Origin of the sequence: Streptomyces sp. Root1310 (genome assembly GCF_001426425.1) — a bacterium.
Lineage (GTDB): Bacteria > Actinomycetota > Actinomycetes > Streptomycetales > Streptomycetaceae > Streptomyces.
On sequence record NZ_LMEQ01000001.1, the window covers coordinates 2,120,809 to 2,142,334 of the forward strand.

A 21,526-nucleotide genomic window follows, 5' to 3' on the forward strand; every position below is an offset into this window, starting at 1 on the left:
CGGGGTGCCGCCCTCCTCGCGTGCCCGTCCGTCCCCGCCCGTCGCCGGGAGCGGCCGCGACCGCGGCCGCGGCCGGTCTAAGGCTCGAACTTGTACCCCAGGCCGCGGACCGTCACCAGGTACCGCGGGGCACCCGGGTCGGGCTCGATCTTGGCGCGCAGGCGCTTGACGTGGACGTCGAGGGTCTTGGTGTCGCCCACGTAGTCGGCGCCCCAGACCCGGTCGATGAGCTGCATACGGGTCAGGACGCGGCCCGCGTTGCGCAGCAGCATCTCCAGCAGGTCGAACTCCTTGAGGGGCAGGTCGACCTTGGAGCCGGAGACCGTCACGACGTGCCGGTCGACGTCCATACGGACCGGACCGGCCTCCAGGGCCGCCGGGGTCACCTCCTCCGGCTCGCCCCGGCGGCGCAGAACGGCCCGGATACGGGCGACCAGCTCGCGCGAGGAGAAGGGCTTGGTGACGTAGTCGTCGGCTCCTATCTCCAGGCCGACGACCTTGTCGATCTCGCTGTCCTTCGCGGTCACCATGATCACGGGGACGTTGGAGCGGCCGCGCAGCTGACGGCACACCTCCGTACCGGGCAGACCCGGCAGCATCAGGTCGAGTAGTACGAGGTCGGCGCCGTTGCGCTCGAACTCGTCGAGTCCGTCGGGCCCGGTGGCCGCGATGGCGACCTCGAAGCCTTCCTTGCGGAGCATGTAGGACAGGGCGTCGGAGAAGGACTCCTCGTCCTCGACGACGAGCACTCGGGTCACGGAAGGACCTCCGGGGCGGAAAGCGTCCGGTACGCGGACGAATCGGGGGATGAGGCGCGGGGTGATGTCTGGGTGGAGCGGTGCGGGGAGGAGTGGCCGACCTCGTCGAGGCCTTCGACGTCGTCGACGTCACCGAGGTCGTCGACGTCGTCGGCCTCGTCCGGGTCGGGATGCTGCTGCGCGCGGTCGCGGGCCACGCCCACCTCCGGCAACCGCAGGGTGAACGTGGAGCCCTGGTTCTCGGCGCTCCACACCGTGACCTCCCCGCCGTGCGAGGCGGCCACGTGCTTGACGATCGCCAGCCCGAGCCCCGTACCGCCCGTCTGGCGGGAGCGGGCCGGGTCGACGCGGTAGAAGCGCTCGAAGATGCGCTCCTTGTCCTTGTCGGAGATACCGATGCCCTGGTCGGTCACGGCGATCTCGATCAGGTCGCCGCCCGGCGCGCTCACCCGGCGGGCGGCTATGCCGACGCGGGTCCGGGCGGGCGAGTAGTTCACGGCGTTCTCGACCAGGTTGCCGAGGGCGGCGGCCAGCTGGCCCCGGTTCCCGAAGACCCGCAGGTCGGCGGTGCCGCCGGCGGCCATGGTGATCTGCTTGGTGCCGGCCTGGTGACGGCAGCGGTCGACGGCCTCGGCGACCAGCTCGTCGATGCCCACCGGCTCGGCGTCCTCCAGAGGATCGTCGTTCTGGACCCTGGAGAGGTCGATCAGTTCCTGGACCAGGCTGGTCAGCCGGGTCGCCTCGATCTGCATACGGCCGGCGAACCGCTCCACCGCCTCCGGATCCTCCGAGGCGTCCATGACGGCCTCGGAGAGAAGGGAGAGCGCGCCGACCGGGGTCTTCAGCTCATGGCTGACGTTCGCCACGAAGTCCCGCCGGACCGCCTCGATACGACGGGCCTCGGTGAGGTCCTCCACGAGCAGGAGGACCAGCCGGGAACCCAGCGGGGCCACTCTGGCCGACACGGCGAGGGCCTCGCCGCGCCCGGTCCCGCGCCGGGGGAGGTCCAGCTCGACCTGGCGTATCTCTCCGTCACGTCTGGTGTCCCGCGCCATCTTGAGCATCGGCTCGACGCTAAGCCGGCCGCCGCGTACCAGCCCGAGGGCGTAGGCGGCGGAGCTGGCCTTCACGACGGCGTCGGCCTCGTCGAGCACGACGGCGGAGGAGCGAAGCACGGACAGGACGGTGTCCACACCCGGCGGAAGCACCGGGTCCGTGTGCAGCGAGGTGCGCGTGGGGCGCTTCTGCTCCCGCTCGCTCCAGCGGAACGCCAGCATGGCGATGACACCGGTGAGTACCCCGGCGATCGCTGCCGCTGCGGCGACCGCCGCGTTCACGTCCATGCCACCAGGTTAGGCACGCGATCGGTCCTGGCCACAGCTATCGAGGTGCGACCTCGAACACTCGTCGCCCAGAGTTCACCTTGGAGCCAGTGGTGGTTCATTTGGGGTGCCGGAAATCGACGCGTACGGGGCGGAGCGTGGCACCGTGGGGTTCGCAGCACCGGTTCCACGGCCGGTCGGCGCCGGTGCAGCAGCCGGTGACGACCCGGTTCGCGGCCGGTTCTGGCCCCCGGAACCGAACCCGAACCCCAAGCACGACGTACGAGAGGGAACCCTGATGCGGGACGCGTACCACGAGGAACTGGACTCGATCGGCGACAGCCTGGTGGAGATGGCCCGGCTGGTCGGGTCGGCGATCGGGCGCGCCACGACCGCCATTCTCGACGCCGACCTGAAGCTCGCCGAGAGCGTCATCGAGGCCGACAAGAAGGTCGACGAGCTCCAGCACGACCTGGAGGCACGGGCGATAGCACTGCTGGCCCGGCAGCAGCCGGTGGCGACGGACCTGCGGATCGTCGTCACGTCCCTGCGGATGTCGGCCGACCTGGAGCGCTCCGGCGACCTCGCCCAGCACGTGGCGAAGCTGGCGCGGCTGCGCTTCCCGAACCGCGCGGTCCCGCAGGACCTGCACGCCACCATCCTGGAGATGGGCCAGCTCGCGCAGCGCCTGATGGCGAAGGCCGCGGAGGTCGTCGTCACCAAGGACGTCGACCTCGCGCTCCAGCTGGAGTCGGACGACGACGCGATGGACCTCCTGCACCGCACCCTCTTCCAGCACCTGCTGGACGACCGCTGGAAGCACGGCATCGAGACCGCCGTCGACGTCACGCTGCTGGGCCGCTACTACGAGCGCTTCGCCGACCACGCGGTCGCCGTCGCCAAGCGCGTGGTGTTCCTGGTGACGGGCGAGCACGCGGACGAGCTCCAGCCGGAGATCCAGCCGGACATCCAGCCGGCGACCGGAGCAGGCACGGGGACAGGGACCGCGGCCGAGGGCGTCTGAGCCGGACGGCGAGCGGGTGACCGGGACGGTGAGCGGGTGACCGGGACGGTGAGCAGGTCACCGCGAAGGTGAGCAGGTCACCGCGACGGTGAGCAGGTCACCGCGACGGTGAGCAGGTGGGACCTGAGTGGCCGGGAGGCCACGGTGGTGAGTGGGTGACCGCGGGGGCCCGTCCGGCAGGGGCGTACGGATCCCCTCAGGGCGTGCGCAAGCCACCGTGCGCCGTTGAGCCGTTGATGCGCCCAGCGGAACGGGCATGCAATGGGCACAGGTCCTACGCCTCCGGGAGGAACCCATGGCCGAGTCCCCCACCACTCCCACGCCCGACCCCGCACAGGAACGCCCGACCGAGCAGCCCGCCGAGATCAGGAACCTGATGCTCATCGGCGCGTGCGGCTGCGGTTCCGGGTGCGGCTGCGGGTGCCAGTCGGGCAACCCCTGCCAGTGCGGCTGAAGACGCACGACGAACGCGGTTGAACGAGGGCCCGGTGCCGATACAGGCACCGGGCCCCTCGTCCTGCCCGGGCCCTCGTCATGTGCGGTCCAGCGTCATGCCCGGGCCCTCGTCATGCCCGGGTCGCTCCTCGTCCGGTCGCCGCGCCGGGAACGCGAGCGCAGCATGGAAGTGCAGGCGCGCGAGCGCGGGCACAGACACACGCACACGCACACGCACACGCACACCCGCAGTCACAGTGGCACGCACAGGTACAGGTACAGACACAGGCACGGCGACTGGAAGGGGGCGGGCAGTCATGACCCGCTTCATGGACGTCCACCACGGCATGCACGGCATCACCGCCGACCAGCTCCTCGAGGCCCACCGGGCGGACCTCGCCGTCGAGGGCGAGGAGGGCGTGCACTTCGAACGGGCCTGGGCGGACCCGGAGTCCGGCACCGTCTACTGCCTCTCCGAAGGGCCCTCGGCGGAAGCCGTCCTCCGCGTCCACGAGCGCACCGGCCACATGGCGGACGAGATCCACCCGGTGCCGCTGACGGTGTGAGACCGCTCGGAGCCTCCGCCGAGGGGCGCCGACCCGGGTCAGGAGGGCTTGACCGCCGACACGGCGGTGACGGTCACCTTGTTGTCGCACTGCGCGAACTGGCCGTCGTCCAGGGCGACCTGGTGCTTCCCCGCGCCCGGCAGTCCGATGACGAGCGTCGGGTACACGACGGGCTCCGCACCGGATTCGCAGAACCCGTCGGCCTCCCCCTGCACCTGTACGAAGGTCAGCTTCACCCAGGCCTTGCCCTTGGGGGCCAGCGTGACCGGTGAGGCGGATCCGGTGGGCGTGACGGCGAGCGGGGCGTTCTTCTCCGGGGAACCGTTGCTGGCTCCCGCCACGGTCGGATGACCCTTGAGGACACAGGCCTTGGCCGAGCTGTTGGTGAACTCGACGATCGCCGCCCCGGTCCCCGTTCCCGACGGCCGATCGGCGGCCTGCCGTGCGGCGACCTTCAAGCTCCCCGCGGAACAGGCCGGCGCGGCGGCACCGACACCCCGGGAACTGTCCGCGGCGGGCGTCGCGGCGGCGGCACTCGCCGAGGCGGAGGCCGCGGAAGGGGAAGCCACGGAGGGAGAGGCCGCGGAGGGGGACGTTGCGGCGCTGGGGGTCGCGGACGCGGAGCCGGCGGAGGCGGGACTGTCGGAGGCGGGACTCGCGGAGGTGCTGGGGGACTCCCCCGAATCGCACCCCGTCACCACCAGAGCGGCCGAGGCCACGAAGGCCGCCATCACGGAACCCCGAATTCCGACCCTGTTCCAGCGCATGTACCCGTTCCCGTTCCTGTTCGCTTGCGTGTTGTCGTCCGCGTCCGTGTTCGTGTTGTCGTCCGCGTCCGTGTTCGTGTCGACGTCCGCGTACCTGTTCGTGTCGGCGTCCGCGTACCTGTTGGCCTTCTCGTTCGCGTTCGCGTTCGCGTTCTCGTTCGTCTTCGCGTAGCGCATGCCGCCCCCCGGATCCGAATCGCCGAGGGCGACGGCCCTCGGCACCCACCAAGCCACCCGCTCGCCTGCGTGTAGTCCGTCAACCCAGACAGAGCGGCCAGGCAGACGGGTTCTCCCGGGGACCGACCTGTGACGCATCGGTGACGATATCCGGCCACATCGACTGAACCCCGTAAATCGGAATAACCGGTCGGTCGTGGCGGCTGACCGCCCCGCTCGCCGCCCGGCCGCCGCCGGGTGACCATGGGTGACAGAACCGGCCCGGGGGTCAAGCGCCGCACTGGGAGGCACCCGTGCCACACACCGGAACGACCGACGTACTGATCGCGGGCGCCGGTCCGGTCGGCCTGAGCGCCGCGGCGGAGTTGCGCCGACAGAGGGTGCGCTGCCGGCTCGTGGACCGGCTGCCCGCCCGTCTCCCGTACGCGAAGGCCGTCGGCATCCAGCCCCGCACCCTGGAGATCTGGGACCGGATGGGCCTGGCCCGCACGGTCCTGGAGGCCGCCGCGGTGCTGCGCGGTCAGCTGATCTACGTCAACGGCCGGGAGCGGGCGCGCATCGAGCTCACGCTGCCGCCCGAGGTGCCCTACGCATTCGCCGCGCTACCGCAGTACGAGACCGAACGCCTCCTGGAGGAGTACGTCGCCGGCCTCGGTACGGCCATCGAACGGGGCACCGAACTCCTGTCGTTCACCCAGGACCAGGACGGGGTCACCGCCCGCCTGCGCACCGCCTCCGGCACGGAGGAGGAGGTGCGGACCGCCTATCTGATCGGCTGCGACGGAGCCCACAGCACCGTGCGCAAGGGGCTCGGCCTCGACTTCGCGGGGGCGGCCTTCGACGAGGAGTACATGCTGGGCGACGTCGAGACGGACTGGGACATCCCCCACGGCTACGGCATCCGCGCCAGCCACCTCGCCGCCGACGGCTCCACCGACGACATTCTGGTCTGCATCCCGCTCCCCGGCCCCGGCCGCTACCGCATGTCGATGCTCGTCCCACCCGAACTCTCCACGCGGACAGGCACGGACGGCACGGACGGCACGGACGGCCCGGACGGCACGGACGGCCCGGACGGCAAGACGACCGGGGATGGCGCGGCCCGCGCCCACGGCGGGACGCGCGACGACGGCGTGGCCCACGGCCTGGAGAGCGGCCGCGCCCCGGAGCTGCACCACCTCCAAGCGGTGGTCGACCGCCTCGCCCCGCAACCGGCGGTCCTCTCCCGGCTGCGGTGGTCCTCCGTCTTCCGCATCAGCCACCGCATCGTCGACCGATACGCCGACGGACGCGTCTTCGTCGCGGGCGACGCCGCCCACATCCACCCGCCCACCGGCGCCCAGGGCATGAACACCGGCATCCAGGACGCGTGCAACCTTGCCTGGAAACTGGCCCTCGTCATCCGGGGAGAAGCCGGACCCACCCTCTTGGCAACCTACGACGCCGAGCGCCGCCCGATCGGCGAGGAGGTCGTCGGCCGAACGGTCCGCCACGCCACCCGGGGCATCGAAGCCGACCCCGACGACCCACGCACCGTCCTGCTCCGAGAGGCCCAACTCCTCGTCGACTACCGCAACGGCCCCCTGGCTCCCCACCTCGCCGGCTCCCCGGGAACACCCCGGCCGGGCGACCGCGCCCCGGACTGCGCCGGCCTGACCGCGTCCGGGTCCGCGTACCCCTGGCGCCTGCTCGACGTCCTGCGCCGACGCACGGGGCATGTGGTTCTTCTCTACACGACGGACCCCACGACGGTGGCTGCGGCGGCCGAGTCCGTGACGGCGACGGCGAGAGCAACCGCCGCCGCCGGCCCCGACCTTCAGCTCATCGCCGTACTCGCCCGCGAGACGGCACCCGAGCTGTCCACCCCGAACACCCTCCGCGTCCCCGCCTACCGCGACGCCACCGGCGAGTTCGCCCGCCTCTACCGCCCCGACGGCCCGACCGCCTACGTCATCCGCCCCGACGGATACCTCGCCACCCGCTTCCCGCTCCCCGCCACCACGACAGCCCTGCCTCCCTACCTGACAGCACTGTCCACACCGCCACCCGCACCCGCACCCGCACCCGCACCGGCACCGGCACCGGCACCCGACGGGACCTGAGGCGCCCGCCCGCGGCCGGCGGGGCCACGGCGGTCAGCAGGACTCCACGCCGACGGGCGAGACGTAGATCGCGGACAGCACCCCGTCTCCGTCCACCTCGACCGGGACCGGCGCTGTCGTATCGGTCAGCTCCAAGTCGTAGGGCAGGGATCGCACCGGGATGTCTTCGCCGAGGTAGACCACCGAAACCGTGCCCTGGCAGTCGGCGCCCCCCGGCGGCGCGGTGTCGGGGACCCTGCCGTCCTTCGGGCCGGCCTTGTGGGACGTGACGTCGATCAGCGTGTAGTCGTACTCGTAGCGGGCCGGGCTGACGGCAGTCGCCTCCCTCGTCTTCTCGACATCGACCCAGTAGCGGGCGAGCTTCACCGTGACCGCCTCGCACGGTCTTCGGGTCGCCTCCGGGGTGAAGTTCAGGCCGGAGGAGTCCAGGGTCAAGCCCTTGGACCGGTATTCACCGCTGCCGCTGCGCAGTTCCTTCAGATAGCCGGTCAGCTGCTCGACGCTCATGCCCCTGGTCTTCACGCACTCCGCGGGCGCGGCCGTCGTCGGGGTCTGCGTCGGGGTGACCGTGCCGGGCGCGGCCGTGTAGTGAGCGAGTTCGGACGGGGAAGCCTCGGCGGCCGGCTCGTCGTCCGAACACCCCGAGACCGTGAGCAGCACCGCCACGGCGGCAGCCGGTATGCACAACTTGCCTGCACGTCCCATGAGTTCCCCCGCCTGCTTCGCGACCGCTTCCCCTACCGGACGGACCCACAGTACGAGTTGGACGATCAGGCCCACCAGCACGTCGGCGATCTCCGTCCGTCGGCCTCGGCACGGAAGAGCCACCGATGAGTTCCGCCGGCCGATCCGGTCTACCAGGACGTACGCAACCAGGACGTACGCAACGAGACGCCGACTGGAGAACCACCATGACGAATCCCGCACACGCCGGCCGCATGCTGTTCGTGAACATCCCCGTGGCGGACCTGGACCGCAGCAAGGCGTTCTTCGCCGCGCTCGGGTTCGGTTTCCACCTGAACTTCACCGACGAGACCGCCGCCTGCATGCTGGTCGGTGAGCACGCCTTCGTCATGCTGCTCAGCCGTGAGAGGTTCGGGCAGCTCGCGAAACTGCCGACGGCAGATCCCACCACGCACACGTCGGCCCTGTACTGCTTCAGCGTGTCGTCCCGCGACGAGGTCGATGAGGTCAGCGCCGCCGCGCTCGCGGGGGGCGGCTCGGAGGCGGACGGCCCCGAGGACTACGGCTTCATGTACGCACGCAGCTTCTTCGACCTCGACGGCCACGGCTGGCAGGTCATGTGGATGGATCCGCCGGCCGCGGAACAGGGCCCGGAGGCCTTCACCGCCGCCACGCAGGACTCCGGCGCTGACGCCGACGCCGGCGCCGGCGCACGGGCCTGACCCGTCACCGCGTAAGGCGGATCCGGTGATCCGATGACCTGCCGATCCAGCGATCCAGCGATCCAGCGATCCAGCGACCCGGCAACCCGGCGACCCGGCAACCCGGCGACCCGGCGATCCGGAGGACACGGTCTTGGTCTAGGGGCGGAGCATGTCCGTCATGGGCGTCTCCGGCGGGATCAGGCCCGGCAGCAGCCAGGGCTGGAAGAGGCTCAGTACCGCGAGTACGAGGAAGGCGGCCCCGACGACCTGCGAGAAGACGGGGCCCAGCCGCCAGAGTTTCTCCACGAAGATCACCACGGACACGGCGGCCATCGCCAGGACGTTCATGACGCCCAGCGGTACGAGCACGACCATCAGCCCCCAGCAGCAGCCCACGCAGTACGCCCCGTGGTGCGCCCCGACCCGCAGATCCCGGACCCGGGGCCGGAAGCCCGTGTAGCGCGCGAGCTGGCCCATCGGGCTCCGGCAGTGCCGCAGGCAGAGGTCCTTCCACGGGCCGAACTGGTACAGCCCGGCGACCAGGAAGGCCCCGGCACCGATCCAGCGCCCGGCACCCGGGTGCTCGTCCACCAGGGCCCCGGTCCCGGCGAGGAGCCCGTAGGCGATCAGGCCGAAGGCCGTCCAGGCCAGCAGGTACCCACCGACGAACTGGGCGGTACGAGCCACCCGCACGGCTCCCGTGGGCGACCGGCGCCCGATGGCCCGCGCCCAGGTGAGGGCCACCGGGGCCACCGACGGGAACATCATGGCGATCATCATGACCAGCCACAGCAGCAGGAACAGCGGGACGCCCATACCCATGGTTCCCGGCTCGACCCCCATGTCACGGGCCTGGTCGGCCACCAGCACCCAGGCGAGGAGCGCGATCGACGCCATCACGGACCAGGCGAACGCCAGTTGCCTGGCCGACAGCAGATTAGCCGGACGCAGAGGGGGTGACAGGGCCTTCCGGTCGAGGCGCACACCTCCAGCACAACACGTCGGACCCGCACGTGCGCGCGGGAACGCATGTAAAACGCATGTAAGCGGAAAGCACCTCCTCCCGGTGACCCCTGCGGTGGGACAATCGTAGTGATATCCGTACGACCCGGGCGTGGGCCGGCGAGGGTTCCCGGAAGCTCTGCCGTCCTCCCGAGACCGACGTCCAGGCACGGTCACGAGGAGGCAGGGAGATGTCCGAGACGACGGCGACCGTTCCCCGGTGGCACGCGGCGGGCGACTGGTTCGACACCTGCAAGTGCGACGTGCCCTGCCCCTGCTCGTTCGCACAGCTGCCCACCCACGGCGATTGCGACGGCATCCTGGCCTGGCACATCCGCGAGGGCCGTTACGGTGACGTGCGGCTGGACGGCCTGAACGTGCTGATGCTGGCCTCGTTCGTCGGCAACATCTGGGCCGAGCACACGGACACGTACGCCGCGGTCTTCGTCGACGAGCGCGCCGACGGCCCCCAGCGCGAGGCACTTCAGATGATCTTCGGTGGGCAGGCGGGCAGTTGGCCCGCCGAGATGGTGAGCATGATGGGCGGCGAAATGCGCGGCATGGAGTTCGCCCCCATCGAGATCGAGGTCGCCGACGACCTCGCGAGCTGGCGGGCCGTGGTGCCGGACCGCGTCGAGGCGAGCGCGGTCGCGCTCACCGGACCCACGACCCCGGAGGGTGCGCGCGTCCAGTCGACCAACCTGCCGGGCGCGGAGACCGGACCGGGCCAGGTCGCGACCTGGGGCCGCTCGACGATGGACAGCGCCGACGCCCACGGCTTCCTCTGGAGGCGCGAAGGCCTGTCCAGCAAGCACATCACCTTCGACTGGACCGGACCCGACTAGTCAGGCCCTCCCTTTCGGCTACGCCGCGAGGCTTTCGGATACGCCGCGAGTCTTCCGCCGGATACGCCTTGAGTCTTCCGGATACGCCGCGAGGCTTTCGGATACGCATCGAGACGCGGTGCCAGGCGTCGCGGGTCAGGCAGGATCCGCGGAGGCGGCCTAGGGCGTGATCCAGCCCGCCCAGCCGAAGGTGGACCTGTACGCGGCGCCTACGGCGTTCCGCCCTCGGCCACCGGTCAGCAGCGTCACAGCCGGCGCGACGACGACCAGCGCGGCGAAGGCACACGAGCATCCTCCCCCTCAGGACGACGCGCGCCGAATGCGACGACCGCCCCTCGGTGATGCTTCCCCATGACCGGGAGTCGAGGACACCTCCCGAACCGAGCGCATACTTCGACAGCTGCCGTGGTGACAGCGAGCCCCGCGCCGCCCCGCGCCACCGGGTCCCCGCAGCGCGAGCGCGAGCGGGCCGGGGGGGGGCGACGCCGGGCCGGGGGGACGACTCGGAAGCTCCGGGCCTCCCCGCATGGGCGGCGTCGAAATGCCCGTACGGCAATGGCGTGCCAGGCTCGGAACCGCGCCGCTCCCAACGGATGACGGAGCGTTCCGGGTTCGCTGAAGCAGCCGGCGAGACCAACGGGTCCGCATCGCGAGGAGGCCATGCGCATGCCGGTCGACACGAAGGGATCCGAGGCCGCGTCGCACCCGGATCCGCTGACGCTTCTACGGAGCCGTCAGTACCTGGTGCTCCTGGTGATGGCCGCGCTGATCGGCGTGCCGGTGTCCGCGGCGGCGTTCGGCTTCCTCGCGCTGGTCGGCGAAGTCCAGCCACTGATCTACACGGATCTTCCCAAGTCGCTGGGGTTCGACGGAACGCCGGCGTGGTGGCCCCTGCCGCTGCTCGCCGTCGGCGGACTGCTCACCGCACTGACGGTGCGGTACCTGCCGGGGCACGGCGGCCATGAACCCACAGCCGGGTTCAAGGCCGCCGGCGTGCCCACACCCATCGAACTGCCCGGCATCTTCTTCGCGGCCCTGGCGACCCTCTGCTTCGCCGCCGTCCTCGGACCCGAGGCGCCTCTGCTGGCGCTCGGCGGCGGACTCGCCGCCGGAGCCGTGCGGTTGGTCAGACGGGACCCCCCGGAGCAGGTGAGCGCGGTGCTGGGCGCGGCGGGCAGTTTCGCGGCCGTCAGCTCGCTGTTGGGCTCGCCCCTGCTGGGAGCGTTCCTCCTGATGGAGGCGTCCGGGCTGGGCGGGCCCATGATGGCGCTGGTACTGGTGCCCGGCCTGCTCGCGGCGGGCATCGGCGCCCTCATCTTCGTCGGACTGGGGTCCTGGACCGGCCTGGGCACCTACTCGCTGGCACTGCACGACGTGCCCGAGGCCGCCACCCCGACGGCGGCGGAATTCGGCTGGGCTCTGGTCATCGGAGTGTCGGCCGCGTTCGTGGGGGTGGGAATCCGATGGGTCGCCGTCCGGCTCAGGGCGCACGTCGAACGGCGCCGGGTGCCGGCCACGGTGGTCATGGGCCTGGTGGTGGCGGGGCTCGCGATCGGCTACGCGGAGGGCACCGGCAACGCAGCGACCGACGTGCTGTATTCGGGGCAGACGGCGCTGGATCCACTCCTGACACACAACGCCGCGTTCTCGGTGGGTGCCCTGTTGCTGCTGGTCCTGTGCAAGAGCCTGGCCTACTGCGCATCGCTCAGCAGTTTCCGCGGAGGTCCGATCTTTCCCGCCATGTTCGTGGGAGCGGCGGGCGGCATTCTGTTCTCCCACCTGCCGGGGCTGACCCTGGTCGCGGGCTTCGCGATGGGGATCGGAGCGATGAGCGCCGCGATGCTGCGGCTTCCGCTGGTCTCCGTCCTGCTCGCCACCCTGCTGATCGGGTCGCAGGGGCTCACTGTCATGCCCCTGGTGATCGTCGCGGTCGTGGTCTCCTACGTCATGACGGCAAGGCTCACACCTCTTCCCGCTCCGGAGCAGGAGCCGGAGCAGGAGCAGGAATCGAGTCCACGCAGACAGCCGTCGTGACGGGGGGATGGCGTGACGGGTGGATGGCGTGACGGGTGGCGAATGTCGTGACCGGCGGGTGTCGTGACCGGTGGTGGATGTCCTGACCGGTGAATGTCCTGACCGGCGGTGAATGTCGTGACCGGTCGATGTCCGCACCGCCCGCTCGCCGACCGTGGCGTCGCCGACCAGCGCAGCCGGGATCGCCCGGCCGGAGCGAAGTCGGCTGCGCCCGGGCCGGGACCGGAGTCGGCGGTGTGCCTCGCCGAGCTAGCGAGCGTGCGACCCGTTATGGGCGTGGGACGCGGCCTGCCAGGCCTCCGAAGCCGCTCGGGACGCCTCCTTGGCCTGCTGCCACTTCGCAGCCGCCTGCTGGGCCGGCGGCACGTCCATGTCGCGGATCATGCGCCGACCTGCCGTGAACGCGGCGAAGGCCCAGACGGCCAGTCCGGCACACGCCACCGCGGCACCGGTCGCGGTGAGCACGGCACCGGTCCTGACGAGCCGGGTGTCGATGTCGATCGTCCGATGAGGCTGGTGCTGGTTCATGACTCCACCATCCAACGACCCAAACCACCTCGCATCCCGACCAACGGCCCGGGACGGCGCAGACCACCGGTTACGCCCCGCCACGATCACGATCGGCAGCGCCTCGACGGGTCCCCAAGCAACCAAAGAGCCCCCACCCCGCGAGGAAACCGCGGGTCGGGGGCCCAAACGGGGCTGCCTATTTCGTCTTGCCCCGGGGCTTGCCGGGGATCTTGTCGACCCGCGTTTTCGCTGCTCAGGGGCGGCGGGCTCCCAGGGACGGCCCACCCCGCGACCCCCTCGAAACCTCATCGATCAAGGCTCTTGCGGCTCGCCCGCGGCCGTGTCATCCGCGGAACCTCTGCGGCCTCGCCTGGCTGCTCGCATTCGGTCGATGATGAGTCCTGCAAGTGCGGCCAGGAAACAGATCGCCGCTGCGGCGAAGCCCAGCCTAAGTAGTGGCGGTCGTCCGTCACCCACCGCGCGGGCGCCGGCCCAGACCGCTGCGGCCGTGAGCCCGAGACCCTGTATCCACCATCGCTCACCGTTGCCGCTTGTCATGTACTTAATCAGTGTCACAGGTGATGATCCCACTCGCGCCGCCCCCACTCACCTCAGCGCCCATCCCGTCCTCTGGGCCGACGCCCCCGCCGCGATCGTCGTCCCCGTGGCACTGCTGATCATCCTCGACATCCGGGTCCGCCTCTGGCGCCAGCACACCTGACGGCCCAGAGACGGCCCAGCCCCCACCAAAAAGCCCCCGGCCTGCCAAGAAACCGCAGGTCGGGGGCTTACCGGTGTCGTGTTACTTCTTCTTGCCCTGGTTCTTGACTGCCTCGATCGCCGCCGCGGCCGCGTCCGGGTCGAGGTAGGTGCCGCCGGGGGTGAGCGGCTTGAAGGATGCGTCGAGTTCGTAGGCCAGGGGGATGCCCGTCGGGATGTTCAGGCCCGCGATGTCGGCGTCGGAGATGCCGTCGAGGTGCTTGACGAGGGCTCGGAGCGAGTTGCCGTGGGCGGCGACGAGGACCGTGCGGCCGGCCAGGAGGTCCGGGACGATGCCGTCGTACCAGTACGGGAGCATGCGGACGACGACGTCCTTCAGGCACTCCGTGCGGGGGCGCAGCTCCGGCGGGATGGACGCGTAGCGCGGGTCGGCGGCCTGCGAGAACTCGGAGTCGTCCGACAGCGGCGGGGGCGGGGTGTCGTAGGAGCGGCGCCAGAGCATGAACTGCTCCTCGCCGAACTCCGCGAGGGTCTGCGCCTTGTCCTTGCCCTGGAGGGCGCCGTAGTGGCGTTCGTTCAGGCGCCAGGAGCGGTGGACCGGGATCCAGTGGCGGTCCGCGGACTCCAGGGCCAGCTGGGCCGTGCGGATCGCGCGCTTCTGGAGCGACGTGTGGACCACGTCGGGGAGGAGGTCGGCATCCTTCAGGAGTTCGCCACCGCGGACCGCCTCCTTCTCGCCCTTCTCGTTGAGGTTGACGTCCACCCAGCCGGTGAACAGGTTCTTCGCGTTCCACTCGCTCTCGCCGTGACGGAGGAGGATCAGCTTGTACGGTGCGTCGGCCATGCGTATGAGCGTAATCCACCGCTCCGATCCGTTGTGCGCCCGCTCGTACAGCGGACACGCCCCCTGCCGGTTGACGGGATCTGTTAATTGAGTGGCCCTCCGCGTCTCGCCTCTCGTAAGTTCTGAGCGCCGCCTGAGCCACTTACACGAGCCGCTGCTTCCCGGGGGATCCGCCATGTCCGTCGCCGTCCTGAGACGTGCCGCCCGCGAGACCCTGTCCGGGCTGCCACGCGAGTTCTGGTGGCTGTGGACCAGCACCCTCGTCAACCGGCTCGGGGCCTTCGTCGCCACCTTCATGGCGCTGTACCTGACACTCGACCGCGGGTACTCCGCCTCCTACGCCGGGCTCGTCGCCTCCCTGCTCGGGCTGGGCGGGGTCGTCTCGTCGCTCGGCGGCGGGGTCATGGCGGACCGGCTCGGGCGGCGGCCCACGCTGCTCGTCGCGCAGACCTCGACGGCCGCCTCCGTCGCGCTGCTCGGGTTCGTGGAGCATCCCGTCGCCATCGCCGGTGTCGCCTTCCTGGTCGGCATGGCCTCCAACGCCTCCCGGCCGGCCGTGCAGGCGATGATGGCCGACATCGTGCGGCCGGAGGACCGGGTCCGCGCCTTCTCGCTCAACTACTGGGCCATCAACCTCGGGTTCGCCGTCTCCTCCATGGCCGCCGGGTTCATCGCCGAGGTCAGCTACCGCGCCGGGTTCCTGCTCGAGGCCGGGATGACCCTCGTCTGCGCGGTCGTCGTCTTCCTCAAGCTGCCCGAGTCGCGGCCCGAGCGGGAGGACAAGGCCGTACGGGAGGACGGCGTCGGGCTGGGGACCGTCCTGCGGGACGGCCGGTTCATGAGCGTCGTCGGGCTGTCCTTCCTCGTCGCGCTCGTCTTCCAGCAGGGGGCCGTGGGGCTGCCCGTGGCGATGGGCGCGGCCGGGTTCACGCCGGCCGACTACGGCATGGCGATCGCCGTGAACGGCGTGATCATCGTCGCGTTGCAGATCCCCGTCACCCGGTTCATCGAGCACCGGGACCCGCGGCGACTGCTGGTCGTCTCCTCGGTGCTCGCGGGGTACGGGTTCGGGCTCACCGCCTTCGCCGGGTCGGTCGGCGTCTTCGCGCTCACCGTCTGCGTGTGGACCCTGGCGGAGATCGTCAACGCGCCGACCCAGACCGGGCTCGTCGTCCGCCTCTCCCCCACCCACGGGCGCGGGCGCTACCAGGGCATGTACACGCTCTCCTGGGCCGTGGCCTCCCTGGTCGCCCCGGTGATGTCCGGCTTCGTCATCGACCGGTTCGGGGCGGAGTGGCTGTGGGGGATGTGCGCGGTCGTCGGGACGGCGGCGGGGGTCGGATACGCCGTGCTGATGCGTCGCCTTCCGGAGGAGGGCGAGGGCAGGGGCAAGGGCGAGGGCGGGAAGACCGAGGTCGCGGCGACCGTTCCCGGCCGGCAGGTCGCGGCGACCGCCCCCGGCGAGCAGGCCGGGGGCGCCGCCGAGCCCGCGGCCAGCGCCGTCTGAGCGGCGGGCGCGGCGCGGGAGGGGCGCCGGGGGGCGGGCGTCAAGGATGCGCGCGGGCGGGCGCGGGTGTCAGGGGTGCATCCGAGCGCCCTTCAGCACCTTGTCCACCGCGTTCCTCGGACCGTAGACCGCCAGTCCCACGACATCCAGCCCGGCCGTCGGTACGGCACGCACCGCCGCGCGGTTGTCGTGGTCGTTGCCGGTGGCGAAGAGGTCGCTCGTGAACACCGCGCGCGGGAGGGACCGGGAGAGCACGCGCGCGTGAGCGGCGGTCAGCGTCTCCTTGGTGCCCTCGAAGACCAGCACCGGCTGGCGGAACATCGACAGATACGCCACGCCGTCCGCGTCCTCGTACGGCTCCCCGATCACCTCGGGGAGGGCCGTACCGAGGCCGCTGACCAGGAACGCGGTGACGTTCAGGCGCTGCCAGGTCTCCAGGTCCTCGCGCAGCAGGACGGCGATCTTCGTGTCGAAGCGAAGGGGGGCGGCGGAGGCGGCGGAGGCGGTGGAGGCGGTGGAGGCGGTGGAGGCGGCGGGGGCAGCCTGGACAGGGGATGCGGCGGGGGCAGCGGGGGTCTCGTCGTTCATGGTCCGAGACTGCCGAGCCGCCGACGGCGCCGTCTTGTACGTTCTTTGCATGGCCCCGCAGCCGACAGCCGACGTCTCCGCCTGGCGCCCGGCCGTCCCGGGCGTCGTGGAGGTCTTCCACGCCCACTTCAGCGAGTACGCGTACCCGATGCACGTCCACGAGGCCTGGACGCTGCTGATCGTCGACGACGGCGCCGTACGGTACGACCTCGACCGGCACGAGCACGGCACCCCGCACGACACGGTGTCCCTGCTGCCGCCGCACGTGCCGCACAACGGCTCACCGGCCACCTCGGGCGGCTTCCGCAAGCGGGTCCTGTACCTCGACGCCGAGGTGCTCGGCGAGGACCTCATCGGGGCCGCCGTCGACTCCCCCGACCTGCGCGATCCCGTGCTGCGCCGACGGGTCGGGCAGCTGCACTCCGCGCTCGCGCTGCCGGGCGACGAGCTGGAGGCCGACAGCCGGCTGACGCTGATCGGCGAGCGGCTGCGGACCCACCTGCGCGCGGGGCCGCGCACCGCCGCCGCGCGCCGCGATCCGGACCTCGCGCGACGCCTGCGTGAGCTGCTCGACGAACGGGTCGTCCAGGGCCTGACGCTGGACGAGGCCGCCGGGCTCGTGTCGGCCCATCCGGCCCATCTGGTACGGGCGTTCAGCGCGGCGTACGGCATCGCGCCGCACCAGTACCTCACCGCCCGCCGGGTCGACCTGGCCCGCCGGCTGCTGCTCGACGGGCGGCCGCCGGGTGAGGTCGCGGCGACGGCCGGCTTCTACGACCAGGCGCATCTCACCCGGCATTTCCGGAAGCTCGTGGGGGTCACACCCGGGCGGTACGGAGATCGACGGAAGCCCTCCGTCCGCTGATGACCGGCGCATAGCGTCGCTTGTATGGACACCGACAGCACACCGCACTCCTCCGGCACACCCGACCCGCAGGAGTCCCCGGCGCCCTCCGCCCGGGGCGGCTTGCACGCGAGACGGACGGCCGTCGCCGTCGCGGGGGCGGCGACCCTGGTGGCGCTGAGCGTCGGCATCGCCCTCGCGGCCACCTCGGACGAGGCTCCCGCCACCCCCCTGCCCAGCGCGTCGTCCACCCGGCCGTCGGTCACCGGGGAGCCCGCCGACTCCGGGGGCGACACGGGGGGCGACACAGGGGGCGACGTCTCCGGAGGGACCAGCACGGGAGTCGACGGCGGAACCAGCACGGGAGTCGACGGCGGTACCAGCGTGGGCGCCGACGGCGGGAGCGGCCCCGACGCGACGGAGACACCGTCCACGCCCTCCTCCCCGCCCACCGCGCCGGCCGACCTGGACGAGATCAACCGGCGTCTGAACGCGATCGACCGGAAGCTGGACCAGCTGCCCACCAAGCAGGAACTGGCCGACGCCCTGCGCGCCTTCGCCGACCGGCTCGACCCTCCGGCCACGCCGACCGCTCCCGCCCGGGATCCCGAAGCCCCGGACGCCTCCTGACCGTTCACCGGCCGCTGACGGGTGAGCCGGCGTCGGTCGGGGTGCGTCGGCGTCGGTCGGGGTGAGTCGGCGTCGGTCGGGGTGCGTCGGGATGCGTGGCGTCAGTCGGCCGGGCGTTGCGTCAGATGGGCGAACGCGTCCAGGTTGCGCGTCGGTTCGCCCCGGGAGACCCGCCACTCGTACTCACGGCGGATGGCGCTCGCGAAGCCCAGCTCCAGGAGCGTGTTGAAGGCTCCGTCGGCGGCCTCCAGTACCTGGCCCATGAGGCGGTCGATCTCGTCGCCGGTGATCGAGGCGAGAGGAAGGCGCGCGGTGACATAGACGTCACCGAGCGGGTCGACGGCGTAACTCACGCCGTACAGCTTGAGGTTGCGCTCCAGGAGCCAGCGGTGGACGCCGGACTCGTTCTCGTCGGGATGACGGACGACGAAGGCGTTCAGGGAGAGGGAGTGGCGGCCGACGATGAGGGAGACCGTCGTCTTGAGTTTCCGGGTACCGGGGAGCTGGACCACGTAGTTTCCGGGGGCCGGGCCCTCCCACTCCAGCTCCGCGTCCTTCAGGAAACCCTCGATGACCTGTGCGGCCGTCTTCTCCACGTCACCCATGCTCGGAGCGTACGCGACGGCGGTGCGACTGGACGGCGGCCGCGTAGACGTCGGCGGTGGCGGCGGCCGCGGTGTCCCAGCCGAAGGACTGGGCGTGCGCCGTGGCGGCCGCGCCCATCCGGGCGGGGAGGTCGGGACCGTCGGCGAAACGCTCGAGCACGCGCGCGTAGGCGGCCGGATCGTGGCCCTGCACCAGGAAGCCCGTCTCGCCGTCCCGCACGGCCACCGGGAGCCCGCCGACGGAGGCGGCGAGCACCGGGGTGCCGGCCGCCTGCGCCTCTATGGCGACGAGCCCGAAGGACTCGCTGTAGGAGGGCACGACCAGCAGCGACGCCGCCCGGAACCAGTCCGCGAGCTGGTCCTGGCCGACCGGTGGACGGAACCGCACGACGTCCGCGATGCCCAGCCGCGCGGCCAGCTTCTGCAGCCCCTCCGGCTTGGCGAGGCCACTGCCGCTGGGGCCGCCGACGACCGGGACGACGATGCGCGAGCGCAGCTCGGGGCGCTCGTCGAGCAGGACGGCCACCGCGCGCAGGAGCACGTCGGGAGCCTTCAGGGGCTGGATGCGGCCCGCGAAGAGGGGGACCAGCGCGTCCTGGGGCAGGTCCAGACGGGCGCGGGCGGCGGCCCTGCCGTCCGCCGGGGTGAAGCGGTCGAGATTGACGCCGGGATGCACCACGGCGACCTTGTCGAGGCCTGCGTGGTAGTGCCGGACGAGTTCGTCGGCCTCCTCCGCCGTGTTGGCGATGAGGCGGTCGGCGGCGGCGACGATCTGGGTCTCGCCGATGACGCGCGCGGCGGGCTCGGGGGTGTCGCCGTCGGCCAGGTTGGCGTTCTTGACCTTGGCCATGGTGTGCATGGCGTGCACCAGGGGGGCGCCCCAGCGCTGGGCGGCCAGCCAGCCGACGTGGCCGGAGAGCCAGTAGTGCGAGTGCACGAGGTCGTAGTAGCCGGGGCGGTGACCGGCCCAGGCCTGCATCACGCCGTGGGTGAAGGCGCACAGCTGCGCCGGGAGGTCCTCCTTGGCGAGGCCCTCGTAGGGGCCCGCGTCGACATGCCGGACGAGGACTCCGGGGGCCAGCTCGACGGTCGGCGGCAGGCCGCCGGTGGTCGCGCGCGTGAAGATCTCGACCTCGATGTTGATCGCGGCGAGGCGCTGCGCGAGCTCGACGATGTAGACATTCATGCCGCCCGCGTCGCCGGTGCCGGGCTGGTGGAGCGGAGAGGTGTGCACGGAGAGCATCGCGACGCGGCGGGGGCGGCGGTGGAGCCTGAGCCGCGAGGGTGCCGCCGAAGAGCGACGCCCGAGCCTGTTGGTGTACTGGCTCACGGGGCGTTCCTCCTTGCTGCGGGCATGCCGGAAAGAGGGTGTGGGGCCCTCCAAGGGGCTGCAACGCCGGAGGAAGGCGTTCCCATTCCGGGCGGGTTTCGGATGGGGCGGTTTTTGCCCAGCCATTACCACGTATCGCTCAACCGTTCGAGAGCGAGGGGCGTCCCGGGGTGGACCCGGGAGGTTCTCGCCCCCGCCGCCCCTTCCCGTCCCGACCCGGGGGGCCGCCGCCCCCGAACCCCCGCCTCGGCCCCGAAAGGGCCTCGTCCTCAAACGCCGGACGGGCTGAGAAACCGAACGGGCCCAGATACCGGGCGGGCCCGGACGGGCTGAGAAACCGAACGGGCCGAGACAGCGGGCGGGCCCGGACGGGCCGAGACACCGGAGAGGCGGAGATGCCGGGCGGGCCCGGATGCGGAACGGGCACGGCTGCGGAAGGGGCGCGGCTGCGGAACGGGCTGCGATGCCGGACAGGCCGAGCCCGGATGCGGAACGGGCCGAGATGCGGGACGGGCCGAGGTGCGGAAGGGGTCGAGATGCGGAAGGGGCCGAGATGCGGAAGGGGGCGAGATGCCGGGCAGGCCGGAGGGGGGGGTGGGACTCCTGTGGGTGGGCGGCTGCGTCGCATTACCCTCGTAGGCATGACATCCCGCGCCCCCGCCCGCCCTGTGGGCACGGTCACGCGCGGGACGACGAACCCCAACCGGCTGCGCCGCATGGACCGCTGGATCGCCGCGACGCACGGCGCCGAGCTGCGCCGCGCCGCCGAGCCGCTCGCCGTCGACCTCGGGTACGGGGCGGCGCCCTGGACGGCCGTCGAGTTGCTGCGGAGGCTGCGTTCCGTCGCCCCCCGCGCGCGTGTCGTCGGCGTCGAGATCGAACCGGCCCGCGTGGCGGCCGCCAAGCCGTACGAGCGCGAGGGGCTGGACTTCCGGCACGGCGGGTTCGAGATCCCGGTGCCCCGGCGGCCGCACCTCGTGCGCGCCGCCAACGTGCTGCGGCAGTACGACGAGGACGAGGTCGCCGCGGTCTGGCGGCGCCTGTGCGCGCGGCTCGCGCCCGCCGATCCGGTGACCGCGTCCCGCGGCGGGCTGCTCGTCGAGGGGACCTGCGACGAGATCGGGCGTCGGCACGTATGGGTCGCGCTCGGACCGGAGGGGCCGCGCACGGTCACCTTCGCGACCCGGCTGGGCTCCCTGGAACGCCCCTCGGACCTGGCGGAGCGCCTGCCCAAGGCGCTGATCCACCGCAATGTCCCGGGTGAGCCGGTGCACGCCTTCCTGCGCGACTTCGACCGCGCCTGGGCCGCCGCCGCGCCCTACGCGTCGTACGGCGCCCGCCAGCGGTGGATCCGCGCGGTGCGGGACCTGACGGCCGACTGGCCGGTGACGGACGGGCCGGCGCGGTGGCGGCAGGGGGAAGTGACGGTGCGGTGGGGGGCGTTGGCGCCCCGGAACCGAGCCGGCGGCTGAACCCCCGTTCCCCGGGCCGCCGGGAACGATCTCCGTGAGTCGTTCGTCACACTGGC

Annotated in this window: 23 protein-coding genes; 13 read left to right on the forward strand and 10 right to left on the reverse strand. The window is 71.9% G+C overall.

The window, feature by feature from the left end; translation table 11 throughout:
* Positions 1–77: 77 nt before the first annotated feature.
* Positions 78–758, reverse strand: coding sequence for a response regulator transcription factor (locus tag ASD48_RS09175; RefSeq protein WP_007382946.1), 681 nt, complete (start codon positions 756–758; stop codon positions 78–80).
* Complete coding sequence (locus tag ASD48_RS09180; RefSeq protein WP_057600843.1) at positions 755–2,101, reverse strand: ATP-binding protein; 1,347 nt, start codon at positions 2,099–2,101, stop codon at positions 755–757. The genes ASD48_RS09175 and ASD48_RS09180 overlap by 4 nt, the downstream gene beginning before the upstream one ends.
* A 277-nt stretch (positions 2,102–2,378) precedes the next feature.
* Between ASD48_RS09180 and phoU the strand changes: the two genes are divergently transcribed.
* The 3 genes from phoU to ASD48_RS09195 all read left to right on the forward strand — a co-directional run bounded on the left by phoU (position 2,379) and on the right by ASD48_RS09195 (position 4,105).
* On the forward strand, positions 2,379–3,104 hold the full coding sequence (gene phoU, locus ASD48_RS09185; RefSeq protein ID WP_057600844.1) for a phosphate signaling complex protein PhoU: 726 nt from the start codon (positions 2,379–2,381) through the stop codon (positions 3,102–3,104).
* A gap of 295 nt (positions 3,105–3,399) precedes the next feature.
* Positions 3,400–3,558: a hypothetical protein gene (locus ASD48_RS44695; protein ID WP_189921217.1), complete on the forward strand. Its 159-nt coding sequence runs from the start codon at positions 3,400–3,402 to the stop codon at positions 3,556–3,558.
* Positions 3,559–3,856: 298 nt separating this feature from the next.
* Positions 3,857–4,105: an SCO4226 family nickel-binding protein gene (locus tag ASD48_RS09195; protein ID WP_057600846.1), complete on the forward strand. Its 249-nt coding sequence runs from the start codon at positions 3,857–3,859 to the stop codon at positions 4,103–4,105.
* 38 nt (positions 4,106–4,143) lie between these two features.
* On the opposite strand, the gene ASD48_RS46135 is transcribed toward ASD48_RS09195, so the two are convergent.
* Entirely contained in the window at positions 4,144–4,563 is a 420-nt protein-coding gene (locus tag ASD48_RS46135) for a DUF4232 domain-containing protein (protein ID WP_348983209.1), read from the reverse strand.
* Between ASD48_RS46135 and ASD48_RS46140 the strand changes: the two genes are divergently transcribed.
* On the forward strand, positions 4,475–5,044 hold the full coding sequence (locus ASD48_RS46140) for a hypothetical protein (protein WP_348983210.1): 570 nt from the start codon (positions 4,475–4,477) through the stop codon (positions 5,042–5,044). The genes ASD48_RS46135 and ASD48_RS46140 overlap by 89 nt on opposite strands.
* Before the next feature lie 298 nt (positions 5,045–5,342).
* Positions 5,343–7,151, forward strand: coding sequence for an FAD-dependent monooxygenase (locus ASD48_RS09205; RefSeq protein ID WP_063887409.1), 1,809 nt, complete (start codon positions 5,343–5,345; stop codon positions 7,149–7,151).
* A 33-nt stretch (positions 7,152–7,184) separates the two neighbouring features.
* Here ASD48_RS09205 and ASD48_RS09210 read toward each other — a convergent pair whose 3' ends face one another.
* A complete protein-coding gene (locus tag ASD48_RS09210; protein WP_157880610.1) occupies positions 7,185–7,856 on the reverse strand; it encodes a hypothetical protein in 672 nt (223 codons plus the stop codon).
* A 206-nt stretch (positions 7,857–8,062) separates the two neighbouring features.
* On the opposite strand from ASD48_RS09210, the gene ASD48_RS09215 reads away from it, so the two are divergent.
* Complete coding sequence (locus ASD48_RS09215; RefSeq protein WP_199875695.1) at positions 8,063–8,557, forward strand: VOC family protein; 495 nt, start codon at positions 8,063–8,065, stop codon at positions 8,555–8,557.
* A 138-nt stretch (positions 8,558–8,695) separates the two neighbouring features.
* Here the strand turns inward: ASD48_RS09215 and ASD48_RS09220 are convergent, their stop codons facing one another.
* Entirely contained in the window at positions 8,696–9,523 is an 828-nt protein-coding gene (locus tag ASD48_RS09220) for a DUF2182 domain-containing protein (protein ID WP_057600848.1), read from the reverse strand.
* Between the two features lie 209 nt (positions 9,524–9,732).
* Here ASD48_RS09220 and ASD48_RS09225 point away from each other — a divergent pair, with 209 nt between their 5' ends.
* The gene (locus ASD48_RS09225) at positions 9,733–10,386 is read left to right on the forward strand and encodes a DUF1326 domain-containing protein (protein WP_057600849.1); all 654 of its coding nucleotides are present in this window, start codon (positions 9,733–9,735) and stop codon (positions 10,384–10,386) included.
* A gap of 666 nt (positions 10,387–11,052) precedes the next feature.
* Positions 11,053–12,420 carry a chloride channel protein gene (locus tag ASD48_RS09230; protein WP_057601100.1) on the forward strand — a complete coding sequence of 456 codons (1,368 nt, stop codon included), beginning with the start codon at positions 11,053–11,055 and terminating at the stop codon, positions 12,418–12,420.
* Between the two features lie 249 nt (positions 12,421–12,669).
* On the opposite strand, the gene ASD48_RS09235 is transcribed toward ASD48_RS09230, so the two are convergent.
* Positions 12,670–12,948: a hypothetical protein gene (locus ASD48_RS09235; protein WP_057600850.1), complete on the reverse strand. Its 279-nt coding sequence runs from the start codon at positions 12,946–12,948 to the stop codon at positions 12,670–12,672.
* Between the two features lie 538 nt (positions 12,949–13,486).
* Here ASD48_RS09235 and ASD48_RS44135 point away from each other — a divergent pair.
* The gene (locus ASD48_RS44135; RefSeq protein ID WP_157880611.1) at positions 13,487–13,651 is read left to right on the forward strand and encodes a hypothetical protein; all 165 of its coding nucleotides are present in this window, start codon (positions 13,487–13,489) and stop codon (positions 13,649–13,651) included.
* Positions 13,652–13,732: 81 nt separating this feature from the next.
* Here ASD48_RS44135 and ASD48_RS09240 read toward each other — a convergent pair whose 3' ends face one another.
* Positions 13,733–14,494, reverse strand: coding sequence for a phosphoglyceromutase (locus ASD48_RS09240; RefSeq protein ID WP_057600851.1), 762 nt, complete (start codon positions 14,492–14,494; stop codon positions 13,733–13,735).
* A 175-nt stretch (positions 14,495–14,669) separates the two neighbouring features.
* Between ASD48_RS09240 and ASD48_RS09245 the strand changes: the two genes are divergently transcribed.
* Complete coding sequence (locus tag ASD48_RS09245) at positions 14,670–16,001, forward strand: MFS transporter (protein WP_057600852.1); 1,332 nt, start codon at positions 14,670–14,672, stop codon at positions 15,999–16,001.
* 69 nt (positions 16,002–16,070) lie between these two features.
* Here the strand turns inward: ASD48_RS09245 and ASD48_RS09250 are convergent, their stop codons facing one another.
* Positions 16,071–16,589, reverse strand: coding sequence for a DUF2000 domain-containing protein (locus ASD48_RS09250; RefSeq protein WP_199875697.1), 519 nt, complete (start codon positions 16,587–16,589; stop codon positions 16,071–16,073).
* Positions 16,590–16,638: 49 nt separating this feature from the next.
* Between ASD48_RS09250 and ASD48_RS09255 the strand changes: the two genes are divergently transcribed.
* Together ASD48_RS09255 and ASD48_RS09260 are read left to right on the forward strand one after the other, a co-directional pair.
* Complete coding sequence (locus tag ASD48_RS09255) at positions 16,639–17,454, forward strand: AraC family transcriptional regulator (protein WP_057600853.1); 816 nt, start codon at positions 16,639–16,641, stop codon at positions 17,452–17,454.
* Positions 17,455–17,478: 24 nt separating this feature from the next.
* Complete coding sequence (locus tag ASD48_RS09260; protein WP_057600854.1) at positions 17,479–18,063, forward strand: hypothetical protein; 585 nt, start codon at positions 17,479–17,481, stop codon at positions 18,061–18,063.
* Positions 18,064–18,164: 101 nt separating this feature from the next.
* Here the strand turns inward: ASD48_RS09260 and ASD48_RS09265 are convergent, their stop codons facing one another.
* Positions 18,165–18,668, reverse strand: coding sequence for a YbjN domain-containing protein (locus ASD48_RS09265; RefSeq protein WP_057600855.1), 504 nt, complete (start codon positions 18,666–18,668; stop codon positions 18,165–18,167).
* Positions 18,661–19,998, reverse strand: coding sequence for a D-inositol-3-phosphate glycosyltransferase (gene mshA, locus ASD48_RS09270; RefSeq protein ID WP_057600856.1), 1,338 nt, complete (start codon positions 19,996–19,998; stop codon positions 18,661–18,663). The genes ASD48_RS09265 and mshA overlap by 8 nt, the downstream gene beginning before the upstream one ends.
* A gap of 641 nt (positions 19,999–20,639) precedes the next feature.
* Here mshA and ASD48_RS09275 point away from each other — a divergent pair.
* A complete protein-coding gene (locus ASD48_RS09275; protein WP_107104250.1) occupies positions 20,640–21,470 on the forward strand; it encodes a class I SAM-dependent methyltransferase in 831 nt (276 codons plus the stop codon).
* Positions 21,471–21,526: the final 56 nt, after the last annotated feature.